The following is a 15,837-nucleotide window of genomic DNA, read 5'->3' as shown; positions in this document are numbered from 1 at the left end:
CCGCATCCTCGCCCGTCCTTGCCGATGCCCATGTCCCGGACGCCGCTGCCGAGCCCGAGCGCTGGAACCGATTCGTGGATCTTCTCCGAGGCGGAGTGGGTCTGAGGCTGCTCCGGGCTCCAGGTCGGTAGGGGTCTACTGCTGGCGCCGGCGCTCGGGTGCGGTGTTCCGCTTTGGGTGAGAATGGTCGGTGAGGTGCATTGCGCACTGCCGGGCGGCCATCATGAGCGAGTCCAATCAACTACCCGATTTGCCGTCTGCGCCCAGACTGCGCTTGGGCGCAGAGCTGGAGCGGATCGCTGAGCAGCTCAGGGCACTGGCTCGGGCTCAGGACGAATTGCACGACCTGTACGAGGCCGTCCTGAGCCGGGAGGTGAAGCTGTCGGTTGTGCTGGAGTTGATTGTTTCCACCGCCATGCAATTGGTGGGTGCACGCTACGGAGCGCTCGGCGTTCTGGACGAGCAAGGCGACAGCCTGGCGCTGTTCCTCCCGGTGGGGCTGTCGGAGCAGGAGAGGGCCGGTCTGGCCGGTGTGGAGCTTCCTCGTGGACGTGGCCTGCTGGGGCATCTGATCGCTCACCCCGCGCCGCTGCGCGTCGACGGCATCTCCGGTCACCCGGATTCGGCGGGGTTTCCGCCCGGTCATCCGCCCATGCGTACCTTGCTGGGGGCCCCGATCACCATCCGCGGGAAGATCTACGGGGATCTGTATCTGTCCGAGCGGCGCGACGGACGCCCATTCGACGGCCGTGACGAAGGCCTGATCGTCGCCCTGGCCGGCGCTGCGGCCCTGGCCATCGATGATGCCCGCCTGTATGAGCAGACCCGGCGCGATGCCGAACGGTTCCAGCGCCTCCTGCTGCCATGCCTCCCCGACCACCTGGAGCCCTTCGATGCTGCTGCGGCCTACCGCACGGCCAGCACTCCCGACCACGTGGGTGGGGACTGGTACGACGCCCTGCTGGTGCCCGACGGAGCTTGCGCTGCCGTCATCGGCGACGTCGTCGGACACGATCTCCAGGCGGCCGCCGCCATGGCTCAGATCCGCAACATGCTGCGTGCCCTGCTCTATGAGCGCCGTACCTCGCCCGGCGTTGTCCTCGCACAGCTCGACCGCACTCTCCAGGCCATCACGGACAGTCCTGTGACCACCGCGTGCCTTGCCCGGATCGAACCCGCGCCGTCAGCCGGCTGGACGCTGCGCTGGAGTACGGCGGGGCACCCTCCGCCTTTGGTGATCAACCCCGATCGCCGGGCCTGTCACTTGCTCGCGGATCCTGACCTGCCCCTCGGCGTCGACAGCACTCCACGACGGCACAACCACGCCCATCCCCTTCCCGCCGATGCCACGGTCGTCTTCTTCACCGATGGGCTCGTCGAACACCGTGACCACTCGCTTGAGGCGGGCCTGCAACGGCTCGCCGCCATCGCCGCCGCTCATGCTGAACTGCCCGTGGCGGATCTCGTCCGCGTCCTGATCGAGGAACACCCCAGCGACGGACACGACGACATGGCAGTGCTCGCCCTCCGAGCTCCGAGCAGCCGGCCCTCGAGGCCCGGCAAGCAGATGCATCGCACGAAACAGAGCTAGCTCCTCAGCGTGGCTCGAAGGGCTCGACTCCCTTTGGACCGGAGCAGGTCGAGGTTTGCGGCTGAGCCTGGCCCCAGATGGACACTCGGATACAAATCGGCCCGACCGGCAAGAAGTTGCTGCCGCTGACGGTCAAGAAGCAACAAGGTTCCCCCCTTCGGCTGGAGAATCAACGGCGCAATCGTGCCGGGCCGAGGTTCCCGGCGGCGGTCCGAGGGGGTTAGGGGCATTTTGGTCTGCTGACCCCGTAGAGAACCCGCTTGCCATCGCCCGGGTACTCGGTGAGGGTCCACAGCTGCTCGGCCGAGCGGAGCCAGTAGAGGTCCTGCAGTCCCTGGCCGCCGGGCTGTGACACCGGCTTCGTGTTGCCGGTGGCGTTGGCGGCAACCAGGTAGCCGGTGCTGGGGCTGTGCCCTGTGTTGAAGTAGTAGCAGCTGCGTGAGAAGGCGCCCTGTACGTAGCGGACGGGCTGGAACCACGCCCTGAAGGGGTGGATGGTGCCCTGGAAGCTGGTCAGGGCGGTGTCGGTCCAGCGGACCACCTGACCGACGCTGTTCGTCCGGTACTCGCTGGTCATGAACTCCGGGGCGCGGCCAGGGGCGCGCTCCAGCGACATGGAGTCGTAACGGGTGGTGGTGGAGTTCGAATTGTCCCAGCGGCCGATCTCGGGCAGCAGGTAGTCGTACCCGCGCCCGCAGTACCTGCCGCTGCGCTCGTCGAGCCCGGTCTTACAGGTCTTGCTGGTGCTTCCCTTCGGGTTGTGTGCGAGCTGCAGCAGGTTCGTGGTGTCGAAGACGCGGAGCCCACCCGTGTTGGCGGTGACGAAGATGTAGTTCCGGTACCAGGCGATGCCGCCCGCGTGGAGGGCCACCTCGCTGTAGTCGGTGCCCGCCTCGTTCGGCACCACGAGCAACACGTGGATGTACTTGTTGTTGGCTGTTTTGAGGAAGCTCAGCCGGGTGCCCATTCCCGAACCTCCCGGAGGACCCTCGTGCCAGGAGAAGACGATGGCCCGCTGGTCCACAGGGACGTCTTCCGGCTCGGCGTCCTCGGTGCCGCTGATGCCCTGCGGGGTCCAGTCGGCATCCACGGCGTCGTCGTGGCGCAGGCAGTAGAACGCTTCCACGTCCACGCCCTGCAGGGCACCGCCGCTGCCGGTGGCCTGATTGCGGCAGCCTGTGTTGTCCTGCGTCTGGGCTGGGATGTTGGCCGCGTTCAGCATGGATGCCACCGTGACCTGGGCACCGTTCGGATTAACGGCCGCCCTCAGCTTCCGGGCCGAAACGCGCAGGTCTTCATCCCCCCACCGGAGCGCGAAGGCGCCCGGGGTGCCGGGCTGCATGGGCACAGGGGGCGGATTGGGGGCGGCGGCCAAGGCAGCCGGCACGGCCGCGGCGAGCATGCCGAGCACAGCCAGGAACAGCATTGTGCCGGTTACACGCCCGCGCCTGGGAATCTTCATGGTCTTCTCCGATGCGGGGAAACGAAGCGCGGAAGCCACCTCTGTCACGCTGACAGCCAGCGGCAGCGGCCAACCGGCAAACCCGTTGATTCCCTACTCCCCCCAGTGATGCCTCTTCGTGATCGGAAAATCACCCCGACAGATGCCGCGTCTGCCCGTGGCACTGCGTGAGGCCGGACTCGGACGAGAAGAGGACACGAGGCCGTCCGGTCCTCGACAGCAGCAGCGAACGAATCGAAATCGGCACTGGAGCAGCCTGACGGGGCAGCGGACCAGGAAATGCGGCCAACTGGGAGTCCCTGGCGGGCCGGGCCACCGGCTCCGGACTTCGGCCGTCCGAGGAATTGCGCTCATCGGATTGGGTGACTATCTGCGACGCCTCCGTCCCCCGCGCATATGCCGCGCGTGAACTGAGGCCTGTCAAACGACGAGGCGGGCAGCCCGTTCACCGAAACCGGCCACCTGCCCCCACGCGGCGCCTGGTTGGCGTCGGAAGAGAAGGGAACACCGAATGCGCGTACCGCGCGCCTTCGTGGGGAGCGCCCTCGCATCGCTCCTCCTGCTGATCGGCACCTCCCCGGCCACGGCCCACGCCGGCCACACCCGTGCCGGGACCGGAGCTACCTGCCCGTCCACGCACCGCGACCGCGGGCCCACCTCCGCACCGACGACGCAGTACATGCCCTACTACCGCAACGACTGGCGGCTGGGACCCAAGTACCTGCCCCAGAGCGGGGCTCTTGGCAAGATGCTGAAGGGCTATCAGCGCACGGACCACACCTCCGCCGCCCGGTTCCTCGCGTGCTATTGGGAGACGGACCCCGCAACGGGAAAGTCGGGCTGGTGGTACCCCGACAACCACGGCTTCGTGCTGAAGAACGGCCAGCCGGTAGAGCACCCCGTGACGCTCCGAAAGGGCCAGCTGGTGGACCTCTTCGGCAGCGGCTTCGGCAACTTCCTCGCCCCCGCAGGCACGCTGTACGCCAAACGCGCGATTCCGCCGAGCAACCTCGACCAGTACGTCGAGTACTGTGCGTACAGCTACCACCTCTACCGGGTGCTCCAGCCGTTCACCGTCGAGGCCGGCCCGGCCCGGCCCTGGTTCGGCCAGCCCGGACTGGGCCTTCAGTACTACACGACAGAGACGATCCCCACGCTCGCCGGTCAACACAAGCTGGTCGAGTTGCCCGCCTGAGGAAACCGTGCCCAGGGTGGCCTCGGTACCCATCGGGCCGGGCCACCTGTGGGACAGTCGGCGCAAGGGACCTGATGGACAGCGCAGAACTCGTTGAAAGACTCCGCGAGGCGTCCGTTCCCGAGGCGTTCTACGAGATCGCCGGTGTCCACGATGTGCCCATCCAGCTGGACGCCTACTACTTCCTGCGCCGTGAGGCGGATGCCTGGATCGTCGGCCTGCGCCAACGCTCCCAGGACAGCGTCATGCGACGCTTCGTCACCGAAGCCGAGGCTTGCACGTACCTCTACGACATGCTCACCCACCTGCCCGCTCCCTCCTCGGAGGCCGCGGAGCCACTGGAGAAGCTCCTCTCGAACGCCGAGGAGATCCAGCGCCAGGCATGGGAAGACTTCGATCAAAGCCGCGGAGCAGCTGACGACAGTTGAAGCCTGAGGCGTCCTCGCGGCAGGTACCGAAGCAGCGGGAGCGTCCACACGCCAACGCCAGCTGCCGCGGTGCCTTGCCAGGCGGTTGTGCATAGCCACCCGCCCGCAGATGGACACGCACATCCAGATCGGCCCGACGGGCAAGAAGCTGCTGCCGCTGACGGTGGTCAACAAGTAACCGGCCCGGGCCGGCTCGACGCGCGCCCCCGACTCGGGGTGCCTACGATTGAGTCGACCCGCCGGATTCGCAGGGGGGACCCCGCGCTTGCCGGGTGACGATTCGGCTCTCCTCGGCACCGAAAGGCGATTCACCATGGCCACTGAATCCAACACCCCCGTACTCGACACGATTGCCGCCATGACCCTCGACTCCGTCGAGCGCTGCCACATGGAGCCGCGATCGGTCATCCTCGCCCGCATCGCCGCACTCGTCGCCATGGACGCCCCGGCGATCTCCTACCTCGCGCACATCGACCCCGCGGTCAAGGCCGAATTCACGGTCGAACAGCTGCAGGACCTTCTCGTCGCGATCGCCCCCGTGGTGGGAACAGCGCGCGTCATGTCGGCTGCAAGCCACATCACCCAGGCGTTCGGCGTCGCGCTCGCGCTGGCCGACGCCGAAGCGGAGGCCATCGCCCAGCAGGAGGCGCGGAGCCGCAGCACCTCCTGACAACCGCTGACGGTCCAGTCCGTAGGGTGAGACTTCGTGAACGTCGTCTCCCTCGTCACCCCTGTACACAGCGGCGCCGTCGGTTTCCTCCCTGACGCCTACGCCTCACTGCTCCACCAGGAACTTCCTGACGGATGGTCATGGGAGTGGTGCGTGCAGGAGGACGGCGGCGGCGTCCGCGCACAGGCGTATCTGCCGGCCGACGATCCGCGGATCCGGATCTCGGCGTCCCGCGCCGGTGGGCCTCACGTGGCGCGGACCATGGCGTTCGCGCGCTCGACCGGTGCCTATGTGAAGACGCTGGACGCCGACGACCAGCTCACTCCCGGCACTCTCGCCCGGGACCTCGCCGTGCTGGAGGAGGACACCTCGGTCGGCTGGACCACGTCGCGGGTCGTCGATCTCCTCGAGGACGGCAGCACCGTCTCGTTCGAATCGAGCGACCCGCGACCGGGCCGGCTCCCCCGGGGAAGCGCGTTCGGCTTCTGGGCCGAGCACCACCGGCCGCAGGTCCACCCCGCCACCCTGTGCGTGAGGCGCTCCCTGCTGGCGCTGCTGGGCGGCTGGATGGCCCTGCCCGCCTCGGGCGACACCGGGCTGCTGCTCGGCCTGGACGCCCTGGCGGACGGATGGTTCATCGGCGAGACCGGCCTTGCCTACCGCAAGCACGGCGGCCAGATCACCGCCCACCCCGACCATCGCAGCGGAGCGGAATGGGAGGCCCGTATGTCCCTGATCCGTGAGCATGCGGAGGCGATCCGGGCCTGGGCCGGCAGCGGGGTTCAGCTGTCGCCGGAGCCCGGACCGTAGAGCGCGGCGATGTCCTTGGACGTCGCCCACCGGCTGTAGGTGGGGGACTGGGGCCAGCCCTCGGGTGAGTCCTGCCATTCCTCCTGGCGGCCGTACGGGAGGAGATCGATCAGCGCGAAGCTGTGACTGATCTGCTCGGTGCCGCGGCCGGCGGTGTGCCAGGTGCGATGGACGGTGTCGCCGTCGCGCAGGAAGACGTTGACCGCGAACCCGCCGCCGGGCGGTGCGCCGACGTCGGACCCGAAGGGGCTGTTGGCGGTCGAGTACCAGGTCATGCGGTTGCCGACGCGCCGCTTGTAGGCGAGTGCCTCCTCGATCGGACCCTGGGTGACAATGACGAATCGCGCGTCGTAGTTGTCCAGGAACTCCAGGCGGGTGTACTGCGAGGTGAACCCCGTACAGCCCGGGCACTGCCATTCCTGGCCGGCGGACCACATGTGGTTGTAGACGATCAGTTGCCTCCTGCCGTCGAAGACGTCCGCCAACCGGACGGGGCCGTCCTCGCCGTCGAGGGTGTAGTCGGGCATCTCCACCATCGGCAGCCGGCGCCGCTCGGCGGCGATGGCGTCGAGTTCCCGTGTCGCGGCCTTCTCCCGGGCCCGCAGTGTCGCGAGCCTGCGCTCCCATGTTGCGGCGTCGACGACGGGTGGCAGGGCGTGGTTGGTCATGGTCCCCTCACAGAGCTCGCGCGTGACTTGCGTTCGTACGGGGGTAGACCGCGTAGGGCTCCGGGACTCATCGGTGTTCCGACGAGGGATCCGCACCGGCGGCCCCCGGCGTCTGTGCGGGTATGGATCTGCAGAAGCCGCCCGCCGGACACCTCGAACAGCACCCCGCGCGGCAGCCGCCCGAAGGGTGCCTCGTCGTGGCGATCCGTCTTCCCGTGCGGATCGTCGTGCTCGTGCTGTTCGTGCCGGTGCGGATGGTGTGGGATGCGCTCGTCGTCACCGGCCGGTTCCTGGACGACACCGTGTTCCGGCCGGTGGGGCGGGCGCTGCTGTGGGTGGCGCGGGCGGTGTTCGTGTGGCCCTTCGTGGGGCTGTGGCGGTATGTCCTCGTGCCGCTGGGCAGGGCCCTGGGACGGCTCGGGAACGTGCTTCTCGTGGTGCCGCTGAAGTGGTTCCACCGGTATGTGCTGACCCCGCTCGGACAGGCCCTGGTGTGGCTGTACGCGCGCGTGCTGACGCCTGTCGGGCATGGCGTGATGCGGGTGCTCAGGGGGATCGGGGCGGTGCTCGCCCTGCTCGGGACCGGTGTGTTCACCGGCGTCGCATGGCTGGTGCGGAATCTCGTCGTCGTTCCCGCGGTGTGGGTGTACGCGCGCGTGCTCGCGCCGGTCGGCCGGGCGGTCGCGTGGCTGGCGGGCATGGTCGCCACCGGGGTCGGGATCGGGCTGTACTGGGTGGGCCGGGTGCTGTTCGTGCTGCCCGCGCTCGCCCTGTGGCGGTGGGTGCTGGTGCCCGTAGGGCGCATCCTCGCCGTCGTCGGGCGCGAGGTGGGGCAGGCGATCGGGCATGCCTGGCGGGTGGCCGGGAGGATCTCGCTCGCCGTGGGGCGGGCTCTGGCAACCCTCTTCCGGTGGATCTTCGTGGAGCCGGTGCGCTGGGTCCACCGGACCGTGCTCACCCCGGTCGGACATGTCGTACGGGATGCCGTGCTGCGGCCCGTCGCCGAGGCGGCGCGCAGTGTGGGGCGGGCCACCCGGCTCGTGCTCGCCTTGGCCCGGGAGTCCGCACGGCAGGCGCGCGCCGACTTCCGGCGGATGCTCTTCGGGGAGCCCCGGCGGAGGGAGGCCGTGGACCGTCGGGAACCTCCGGCCCGCGAGACACGTACTCTTGGTAGCAGTACGACCGCTCTCACGAAGGACTGAACGACACTGGGCAAGCGACAGCCCGAAGGCCCGCCGCCCGCACCCGCGGTGCAGCGCATCCGACTGCGCTACACCAAGCGCGGCCGCCTCCGGTTCACCAGCCACCGAGACTTCCAGCGCGCCTTCGAGCGTGCGCTGCGCCGCGCCGAGGTGCCCATGGCGTACTCGGCGGGGTTCACGCCGCATCCGAAGGTGTCGTACGCCAATGCCGCACCCACCGGCACGGGCAGTGAGGCGGAGTATCTGGAGATCGCCCTCACCGAGGCGCGGGACCCGGAGAAACTGAGGCTTCTGCTCGACGAGTCGCTGCCCGCCGGGCTCGACATCGTCGACGCGGTCGAGGCCCGGACCTCCGGACTCGCCGACCGGCTCACGGCTTCCGTGTGGGAGCTGCGGCTGGACGGCGTGGACCCGGCCGAGGCGGAGCGGGCCGTTTCGGCCTTCAACACCGCCGAGGCCGTCGAGGTCCAGCGCATGACCAAGAACGGCGTCCGGACTTTCGACGCACGCCCCGCGGTCGTACATCTTGAAACACATAGTGATCCGGCTGATAGGCCGACCGACCAGCCCTGTGCGATACTGCGGCTGGTTGTTCGGCACGTGACGCCTGCCGTACGACCCGACGACGTCCTGTCCGGTCTCCGCGCCGTGGCCGACCTGGCGCCGCCGGTCCCCGCAGCGGTGACCAGGCTGGCGCAGGGGCTGTTCGATGAAGAGACCGGCACGGTGACCGACCCGCTCGCGCCCGACCGCGAGGCAGCGACGGCCCCCATGGCCGATTCCGCTGCCGCCGCGAAGGCGTCGGCGTAAGGAAGGTCCCGCGAAGGACGGACGTCGAAGCGCCGCCCTCGTACTCGGGAGCCACCTGGGTCGGGCAGCGCACCGACACAGAAGACTTTCGCCAGGCCGTACGCAATAGGTGTACGGAACCGGCGAGACAGGACACAGAGAGCTCCCGTGCGGCGCCCGCGCCCCGGACGGCGGCACCGCGCATCGCGCGAGCCGCGGACGTCACCGGCGATCAACGCCGGGCCAGGCGCGGCGCCCGGGAGCCTGACGGGAGATATGCCCGCATGCTCGAACCGACCGAACCCACAGAGTCCTCAACGGGCTCCGAACTGAACACCCCCAGCGACACCTTGCCGCCGCGTCGTCGGCGCCGTGCCGCTTCACGCCCGGCGGGTCCCCCCGCCGCGGCCGCCTCCGAAACCCCGGAGGAGATCGTCGCGCCGGCCATACCGGCCGACGGCGACAGCGAGAAGAAGCCCGACGAGACCGAAGAGGTCGCCGAGGTCGAGGAGACCGAAGAGGTCGTCGAGGAGCCTGCGCCCGTCGCGCGTACGCGTCGTCGTGCGACCCGCCGGGCGTCCGCGCCTGCCGGGGCGCCCGCTGCCGCCGAGGCGGCCGAGACCGTGGTGCCCGCTGCCGCCCCGGTCGAGGAGCCGGCCGCCGCCGTTGCCGAGGTTCCTGCCGAAGCGGCCGCCGAGTCCGACGAGGACGCCGCGCCGCGCCGGACCCGTCGCCGTGCCACGCGCCGTGTCTCGACGCCCGGCGAGGCACCCGTGAGCGTCGAGGCGACCGCTGCCGAGGACGCCGAGGCGCCTGCCGTCGAGGCCGTCGAGGCCGTCGAGGCCGTCGAGGCCGTCGAGGCCGTCGAGGCCGCCGAGGCCGCCGAGGCCGTCGAGCCCGCCGAGGCCGCCGAGGCCGTCGAGCCCGCCGAGGACGCTGCCCCGCGTCGCACGCGTCGTCGTTCCACGCGCCGCGTGTCCACGCCGGTCGAGGAGACCGCCGGCGTCGAAGAGGCGCCCGCCGTCGAAGAGCCCGTCGCCGCACCGGCCGCCGCCGAGCAGGCCGAGGAGGACGGCGCGCCGCGGCGTACGCGTCGCCGCACCGCCCGTAAGGCCGCCACCGGGTTCGCCGAGCCCGCGCAGACCGCCGCTGCCGCCGAGAGCGTCGAGGACGAGGGTCCGCGGCGGCCGGCCCGGCCCTCCGTCGCCGTGTTCCAGGCGCCCGTGTTCACCGAGCCGCAGTTCCAGACGCCGCAGCGGGCCGCCGCCGAAGCGGCCGCCGAGGCCGAGACCGTCGAGCCGGAGGAGCTCCCCGAGGAGCAGGAGCAGGCCGGGGCGCGGCGCCGCCGCCGTCGCCGCGGTGCCGCCTTCGGCGAGGAGCCCGAGCCGCAGGTCGTCGAGACCACCGTCGAGGACGAGGCGGAGGAGGCCGAGGAGTCCGCCGAGGACGGCGCCGAGGGCGACGAGTCCGAGGACACCGGTTCGCGCCGTCGCCGTCGCCGTGGCGGCCGTCGCCGTCGTCGCGGCGACTCCGCCGAGTCCGCGGGCGACGACGAGTCCGAGGAGTCCGACGAGTTCGCCGCCGTGCAGGCCGCGCGGGCCGACGAGGACGCTGCGGACACCGCCGAGCAGGTCGAGGACGACGAGGACGACGAAGCCGGCGAGAGCGGCGGCTCCAGCTCCAGCAGCCGTCGGCGCCGTCGCCGTCGCCGTCGTGCCGGTGACACCTCCGTGGACACCGAGCCCGGCGAGGGCGACCCCGAGCGCACCGTCGTCAAGGTCCGCGAGCCCCGTCCCCCGCGGGAAAAGGGTGCCGAGCCGTCCGACGAGGTGCAGTCCATTAAGGGCTCCACGCGTCTCGAGGCCAAGAAGCAGCGCCGCCGCGAAGGCCGTGAGCAGGGCCGCCGTCGCGTCCCGATCATCACCGAGGCCGAGTTCCTGGCCCGCCGCGAGGCCGTCGAGCGTGTGATGGTCGTCCGGCAGAGCGGTGAGCGCACGCAGATCGGCGTCCTGGAGGACGGCGTGCTCGTCGAGCACTACGTCAACAAGGAGCAGTCGACCTCGTACGTCGGCAACGTCTACCTGGGCAAGGTCCAGAACGTGCTGCCGTCGATGGAGGCCGCCTTCATCGACATCGGCAAGGGGCGCAACGCCGTCCTGTACGCCGGTGAGGTCAACTTCGAGGCGCTCGGCATGGCCAACGGGCCGCGCCGCATCGAGTCCGCGCTGAAGTCCGGCCAGTCCGTGCTCGTGCAGGTCACCAAGGACCCGATCGGGCACAAGGGTGCGCGTCTGACCAGCCAGGTCTCCCTCCCGGGCCGCTACCTCGTGTACGTGCCCGAGGGCTCGATGACCGGCATCAGCCGCAAGCTGCCCGACACCGAGCGGGCCCGGCTGAAGACCATCCTCAAGAAGATCGTCCCCGAGGACGCGGGCGTCATCGTCCGTACGGCCGCCGAGGGCGCTTCGGAGGACGAGCTGCGCAGGGACGTCGAGCGGCTCCAGGCGCAGTGGGAGGACATCCAGAAGAAGTCGAAGAACGGCAACGCCCCGACGCTGCTGTACGGCGAGCCGGACATGACCGTCCGCGTCGTCCGCGACATCTTCAACGAGGACTTCACCAAGGTCGTCGTCAGCGGCGACGATGCGTGGGCGACCATCCACGGCTACGTCTCGCACGTCGCGCCCGACCTCGCCGACCGGCTGTCGAAGTGGACCAGTGAGGTCGACGTCTTCGCCACGTACCGGATCGACGAGCAGCTCGCCAAGGCCCTGGACCGCAAGGTTTGGCTGCCCAGCGGCGGTTCGCTGGTGATCGACCGGACCGAGGCGATGGTCGTCGTCGACGTCAACACCGGCAAGTTCACCGGCCAGGGCGGCAACCTGGAGGAGACGGTCACCAGGAACAACCTGGAGGCGGCCGAGGAGATCGTGCGCCAGCTGCGACTACGCGACCTCGGCGGCATCATCGTCATCGACTTCATCGACATGGTGCTGGAGTCCAACCGGGACCTGGTGCTGCGGCGCCTGCTGGAGTGCCTGGGCCGCGACCGTACGAAGCACCAGGTCGCCGAGGTCACCTCGCTGGGCCTGGTCCAGATGACCCGCAAGCGCGTCGGGCAGGGCCTGCTCGAGTCCTTCTCCGAGACCTGCGTCCACTGCAACGGCCGCGGTGTCATCGTGCACATGGAGCAGCCGACCTCCGCCGGTGGCGGCGGCAAGCGCAAGAAGCGCGGGCGCGGCGGCGACGTGCACGAGCACGAGGCCGTGGCGGCCGTCGAGGAGACCGAGGACGAGGTCGCTGCCGAGGTCGCGGTACCGGTCGCGCTGTCCGAGCCCGCCTTCGCTCCGGACGAGGAGCTGTACAGCAGCGTCGCCGAGGCGGAGGCCGCGGTCGGCCGTGGTCGTTCGCGGCGCCGGGCGAGCCGTCGGGCGTCCGCTCCGGCGGGTGCGCCCCGGCGTGAGGCACCGCGGTACGAGGAGGCCGAGGCGCCGACCGCTCAGGACGCGACGGTCGAGGCAGAGTTGGAGCGTCCGGTGCAGCCGGAGCCCGCCGCCGAGGCGCTGGCCGAGCCCGCGGCCGTCGAGGACGCCGTGGTTCCGGCCGAGGCCCCGGCCACGGACGAGGCGGCGCCCAAGGGGCGTACGCGCCGTCGTGCGACCCGCAAGGTGTCCGCGCCGGCCGGGTCACCCGCGGGGGCCGAGGCCACCGTGGTGACGGTCGCCGAGACCGCGCCGGTCGCGGAGGCCGCACCGGCGGCGGAGGCCGTCGCCGAGCCCGAGGCACCTGCCGAGAGCGCCGCTCCGGCCCGCCCGCGGCGCCGTGCCGTGCGCAAGGAGGCCGCGCCGACCGCGTCCGAGGAGACGGCCGTCGTGGTCGTCCCGTCGGGTGCGGAGGAGCCGGCTGCCGCGGAGGAGAGCGCCGAGGAGGCGGCTCCGGCCAAGAAGACGGCCGCCCGCAAGACGGCCAAGAAGGCCACCGCGAAGAAGGCCGCCACCAAGAAGACCGTGGCCGCCAAGAAGACGGCGGCGAAGAAGGTCACGGCCAAGAAGGCGGCGAAGACCGCCAAGACGGCCGCGGCCAAGTCGACGGCGAAGAAGACCTCGGTCTCGGCCGCCGCCGACGAGAGCTGAGCAGTGCGCCGTGCGGCCGGTCCCTGTGACCGGCCGCACGTGTGCGGGGCCCGGCCCGGTTTGACCCCTCCGGCCACGGCCCCGTAACCTTGACCGTCGGCGTGTCCTTGGATATGGGCGCGCCACATCCCCGTAAACCTCATTCCTCCAGGGCACTGGGTGCTCCGGAGAGGCTGCCCGTGCCGGGTGGCTGGACTGCGGGGGTGCCGTTCCCGAGCGAGAGAGTGAGATCCGCGTGTACGCCATCGTGCGCAGCGGTGGTCGCCAGCACAAGGTTGCTGTCGGCGACATCGTTGAGGTTGACAAGATTTCCACCGCCCAGGTTGGCGACACGGTCGAGCTCTCGACCCTGCTCGTTGTCGACGGCGACGCTGTGACCAGCGACCCGTGGGTGCTGGCCGGCATCAAGGTCCAGGCCGAGGTCGTGGACCACCACAAGGGCCAGAAGATCGACATTCTGCGCTACAAGAACAAGACCGGCTACCGCCGTCGTCAGGGCCACCGCCAGCAGTACACGGCGATCAAGGTCACTGAGATCCCCACGGCTGCGAAGTAAGGGACTGAGGAGAGATGGCACACAAGAAGGGCGCATCGTCCACCCGGAACGGTCGCGACTCGAATGCCCAGCGGCTCGGCGTGAAGCGCTTCGGCGGTCAGGTCGTCAACGCGGGTGAGATCATCGTCCGCCAGCGCGGCACCCACTTCCACCCCGGCGCGGGCGTCGGCCGTGGCGGCGACGACACGCTGTTCGCGCTGCAGCCGGGTGCGGTGGAGTTCGGTACCCACCGTGGCCGCAAGGTCGTGAACATCGTTCCGGTCGCCTGAGTCGGTTCCTGACCCAGGGCTGAAGCCCGAACGCTTCGCGAGGCGGACCTCACTTCCCCTGTGGGAAGGCGGGTCCGCCTTTCGCGTGTTGACATAGGTAACACCCGTACGTAACTGGAGGCACCCCACCATGACCACCTTCGTGGACCGCGTCGAACTGCATGTCGCCGCGGGTAACGGAGGTCACGGCTGTGCCTCCGTCCACCGTGAGAAGTTCAAGCCGCTCGGCGGACCCGACGGCGGCAACGGCGGGCGCGGCGGTGACGTCATCCTCACCGTCGACCAGTCCGTGACGACTCTTCTCGACTACCATCACTCGCCGCACCGCAAGGCCACCAACGGCAAGCCCGGCGAGGGCGGCAACCGCTCGGGCAAGGACGGCCAGGACCTCGTACTGCCCGTGCCGGACGGCACCGTCGTCCTCGACAAGGCCGGCAATGTGCTCGCCGACCTGGTCGGACACGGCACCTCGTACGTCGCCGCGCAGGGCGGCCGCGGCGGGCTCGGCAACGCGGCGCTCGCCTCGGCGCGCCGCAAGGCGCCCGGGTTCGCGCTGCTCGGTGTCCCCGGCGATCTGCAGGACATCGTCCTGGAGCTGAAGACGGTCGCGGACGTGGCGCTGGTGGGCTACCCGAGCGCCGGCAAGTCCTCGCTGATCTCGGTGCTGTCGGCCGCCAAGCCGAAGATCGCCGACTACCCGTTCACCACCCTCGTCCCCAACCTGGGTGTCGTGACGGCCGGTTCGACCGTGTACACCATCGCGGACGTGCCGGGGCTGATCCCGGGCGCCAGCCAGGGCAAGGGGCTGGGGCTCGAGTTCCTGCGGCACGTCGAGCGGTGCAGTGTGCTGGTGCATGTGCTGGACACGGCGACGCTGGAGTCCGAGCGGGACCCCGTCTCCGACCTCGATGTCATCGAGGAGGAGCTGAAGCAGTACGGCGGGCTCGACCGGCGGCCGCGGATCGTCGTACTGAACAAGATCGACGTACCGGACGGCAAGGACCTCGCCGAGATGGTGCGGCCGGATCTGGAGGCGCGCGGATACCGGGTCTTCGAGGTGTCGGCCGTGGCCCATCTCGGGCTGAAGGAGCTGTCGTTCGCGCTGGCCGACCTGGTGGCGAAGGCGCGCGCCGCGAAGCCGAAGGAGGAGGCGACGCGGATCGTCATCCGGCCCAAGGCCGTCGACGACGCCGGCTTCACGGTGACACGCGAGGACGACGGGCTGTTCCGGGTGCGGGGCGAGAAGCCCGAGCGCTGGGTGCGGCAGACCGACTTCAGCAACGACGAGGCCGTCGGGTATCTCGCGGACCGCCTCAACCGCCTCGGTGTGGAAGAGGAGTTGATGAAGGCGGGGGCCCGGTCGGGCGACGGTGTCGCCATCGGACCCGAGGAGAACGCCGTCGTCTTCGACTGGGAGCCGTCGGTGATGGCCGGGGCGGAGATGCTGGGCCGTCGTGGTGAGGACCACCGGTTCGAGGCGCCGAGGCCTGCGGCGCAGCGGCGTCGCGATCGGGAGGCCGAGCGGGACGAGGCCCTCCGGGAGTACGGCGGGTTCGAACCGTTCGGTGAGTAGGCGCGCGGCGGGTCGGTGACTGGGGGCTGCCGCCCCCAGGCCCGCTTTCGGCCTGAACGGCCTCGTACCCAAACGCCGGACGGGCTGGATCGGCACGGCGGGCGTCCCGGGCACCGCCGAGCGCGCCGACCGCTTCGGCGAGGCGGTCACCCTCCTCGACGGCGACCATGACAAGGGCCCGGATCCCGTCGTCGGTGCGCCCGGTGAGAACTCGAATGCGGGTTCGGTATGGGGATTCCGTTCCGCTGCCTCCGGGGTCACCGCCACCGGCTCTGTCTCCTTCGGTGCGCATGCCATCGGTACGGATCCCGAACTCGCCCGGCTCGAACTCGGCTTGAACATCGCTCACTGAACAGCCCCCTGCCCGGTGTCAATTGACGGCATGTAGGGCCCGTTGCGGCAAAATCACGTTGGCGTGTTGTTCCCGTGTCGCAACGGGCCTTCTGTTGTCTGCCTATTTGTCATGCACGCGAAGGCCTCCGTTCAGCGGG

General features: G+C 70.2%; 13 protein-coding genes. 11 read left to right on the top strand and 2 right to left on the bottom strand.

Translation table 11 applies throughout. The features are described from left to right. The first annotated feature begins 223 nt into the window (after positions 1-223). Entirely contained in the window at positions 224-1,591 is a 1,368-nt protein-coding gene (locus AB0N07_RS29705) for a GAF domain-containing SpoIIE family protein phosphatase (RefSeq protein WP_365840236.1), read from the top strand. A gap of 220 nt (positions 1,592-1,811) precedes the next feature. On the opposite strand, the gene AB0N07_RS29700 is transcribed toward AB0N07_RS29705, so the two are convergent. Beyond that, a complete protein-coding gene (locus tag AB0N07_RS29700) occupies positions 1,812-3,053 on the bottom strand; it encodes a hypothetical protein (RefSeq protein WP_365840234.1) in 1,242 nt (413 codons plus the stop codon). Positions 3,054-3,564: 511 nt separating this feature from the next. Here AB0N07_RS29700 and AB0N07_RS29695 point away from each other — a divergent pair. From AB0N07_RS29695 to AB0N07_RS29680, 4 genes are all read left to right on the top strand, one after another. Further along, positions 3,565-4,248 carry a TNT domain-containing protein gene (locus AB0N07_RS29695; protein ID WP_365840232.1) on the top strand — a complete coding sequence of 228 codons (684 nt, stop codon included), beginning with the start codon at positions 3,565-3,567 and terminating at the stop codon, positions 4,246-4,248. Between the two features lie 74 nt (positions 4,249-4,322). Further along, positions 4,323-4,676, top strand: a complete 354-nt coding sequence (locus tag AB0N07_RS29690) for a hypothetical protein (protein WP_365840230.1) — start codon at positions 4,323-4,325, stop codon at positions 4,674-4,676. Positions 4,677-4,989: 313 nt separating this feature from the next. Next, the gene (locus AB0N07_RS29685) at positions 4,990-5,346 is read left to right on the top strand and encodes a carboxymuconolactone decarboxylase (RefSeq protein ID WP_365840228.1); all 357 of its coding nucleotides are present in this window, start codon (positions 4,990-4,992) and stop codon (positions 5,344-5,346) included. A gap of 36 nt (positions 5,347-5,382) precedes the next feature. Further along, positions 5,383-6,156 (top strand): glycosyltransferase, encoded by a 774-nt coding sequence (locus AB0N07_RS29680; protein ID WP_365840226.1) that lies wholly within the window; start codon positions 5,383-5,385, stop codon positions 6,154-6,156. Here AB0N07_RS29680 and AB0N07_RS29675 read toward each other — a convergent pair. Continuing rightward, a complete protein-coding gene (locus tag AB0N07_RS29675; RefSeq protein ID WP_365840224.1) occupies positions 6,129-6,824 on the bottom strand; it encodes a DUF899 family protein in 696 nt (231 codons plus the stop codon). The genes AB0N07_RS29680 and AB0N07_RS29675 overlap by 28 nt on opposite strands. 122 nt (positions 6,825-6,946) lie before the next feature. Between AB0N07_RS29675 and AB0N07_RS29670 the strand changes: the two genes are divergently transcribed. The 6 genes from AB0N07_RS29670 to obgE all read left to right on the top strand — a co-directional run bounded on the left by AB0N07_RS29670 (position 6,947) and on the right by obgE (position 15,346). Beyond that, on the top strand, positions 6,947-8,026 hold the full coding sequence (locus AB0N07_RS29670) for a hypothetical protein (protein ID WP_365840222.1): 1,080 nt from the start codon (positions 6,947-6,949) through the stop codon (positions 8,024-8,026). Positions 8,027-8,074: 48 nt separating this feature from the next. Continuing rightward, complete coding sequence (locus AB0N07_RS29665) at positions 8,075-8,836, top strand: TIGR03936 family radical SAM-associated protein (protein ID WP_365840220.1); 762 nt, start codon at positions 8,075-8,077, stop codon at positions 8,834-8,836. Between the two features lie 263 nt (positions 8,837-9,099). After that, positions 9,100-12,948: an Rne/Rng family ribonuclease gene (locus tag AB0N07_RS29660; protein WP_365840218.1), complete on the top strand. Its 3,849-nt coding sequence runs from the start codon at positions 9,100-9,102 to the stop codon at positions 12,946-12,948. Positions 12,949-13,183: 235 nt separating this feature from the next. Beyond that, positions 13,184-13,504, top strand: coding sequence for a 50S ribosomal protein L21 (gene rplU, locus AB0N07_RS29655; protein WP_020269559.1), 321 nt, complete (start codon positions 13,184-13,186; stop codon positions 13,502-13,504). Between the two features lie 14 nt (positions 13,505-13,518). Beyond that, positions 13,519-13,773 carry a 50S ribosomal protein L27 gene (gene rpmA, locus AB0N07_RS29650; protein ID WP_037854440.1) on the top strand — a complete coding sequence of 85 codons (255 nt, stop codon included), beginning with the start codon at positions 13,519-13,521 and terminating at the stop codon, positions 13,771-13,773. A 130-nt stretch (positions 13,774-13,903) separates the two neighbouring features. After that, entirely contained in the window at positions 13,904-15,346 is a 1,443-nt protein-coding gene (gene obgE / locus AB0N07_RS29645; RefSeq protein WP_365840215.1) for a GTPase ObgE, read from the top strand. Positions 15,347-15,837: the final 491 nt, after the last annotated feature.

The sequence above is a fragment of the Streptomyces sp. NPDC051172 genome (assembly GCF_040682555.1).
In the GTDB taxonomy this organism is placed as follows: domain Bacteria; phylum Actinomycetota; class Actinomycetes; order Streptomycetales; family Streptomycetaceae; genus Streptomyces.
The sequence above is the reverse complement of the archived record's forward strand: the minus strand, read 5'-3'. Positions and strand labels throughout refer to the sequence as shown.

What these genes read in the sequence shown, in the direction of transcription:
- AB0N07_RS29705 (WP_365840236.1), top strand. Translation starts at nt 224, where the DNA reads ATGAGCGAGTCCAATCAACTACCCGATTTGCCGTCTGCGCCCAGACTG.
- AB0N07_RS29700 (WP_365840234.1), bottom strand. Translation starts at nt 3,053, where the DNA reads ATGAAGATTCCCAGGCGCGGGCGTGTAACCGGCACAATGCTGTTCCTG.
- AB0N07_RS29695 (WP_365840232.1), top strand. Translation starts at nt 3,565, where the DNA reads ATGCGCGTACCGCGCGCCTTCGTGGGGAGCGCCCTCGCATCGCTCCTC.
- AB0N07_RS29690 (WP_365840230.1), top strand. Translation starts at nt 4,323, where the DNA reads ATGGACAGCGCAGAACTCGTTGAAAGACTCCGCGAGGCGTCCGTTCCC.
- AB0N07_RS29685 (WP_365840228.1), top strand. Translation starts at nt 4,990, where the DNA reads ATGGCCACTGAATCCAACACCCCCGTACTCGACACGATTGCCGCCATG.
- AB0N07_RS29675 (WP_365840224.1), bottom strand. Translation starts at nt 6,824, where the DNA reads ATGACCAACCACGCCCTGCCACCCGTCGTCGACGCCGCAACATGGGAG.
- AB0N07_RS29670 (WP_365840222.1), top strand. Translation starts at nt 6,947, where the DNA reads ATGGATCTGCAGAAGCCGCCCGCCGGACACCTCGAACAGCACCCCGCG.
- AB0N07_RS29660 (WP_365840218.1), top strand. Translation starts at nt 9,100, where the DNA reads ATGCTCGAACCGACCGAACCCACAGAGTCCTCAACGGGCTCCGAACTG.
- rpmA (WP_037854440.1), top strand. Translation starts at nt 13,519, where the DNA reads ATGGCACACAAGAAGGGCGCATCGTCCACCCGGAACGGTCGCGACTCG.
- obgE (WP_365840215.1), top strand. Translation starts at nt 13,904, where the DNA reads ATGACCACCTTCGTGGACCGCGTCGAACTGCATGTCGCCGCGGGTAAC.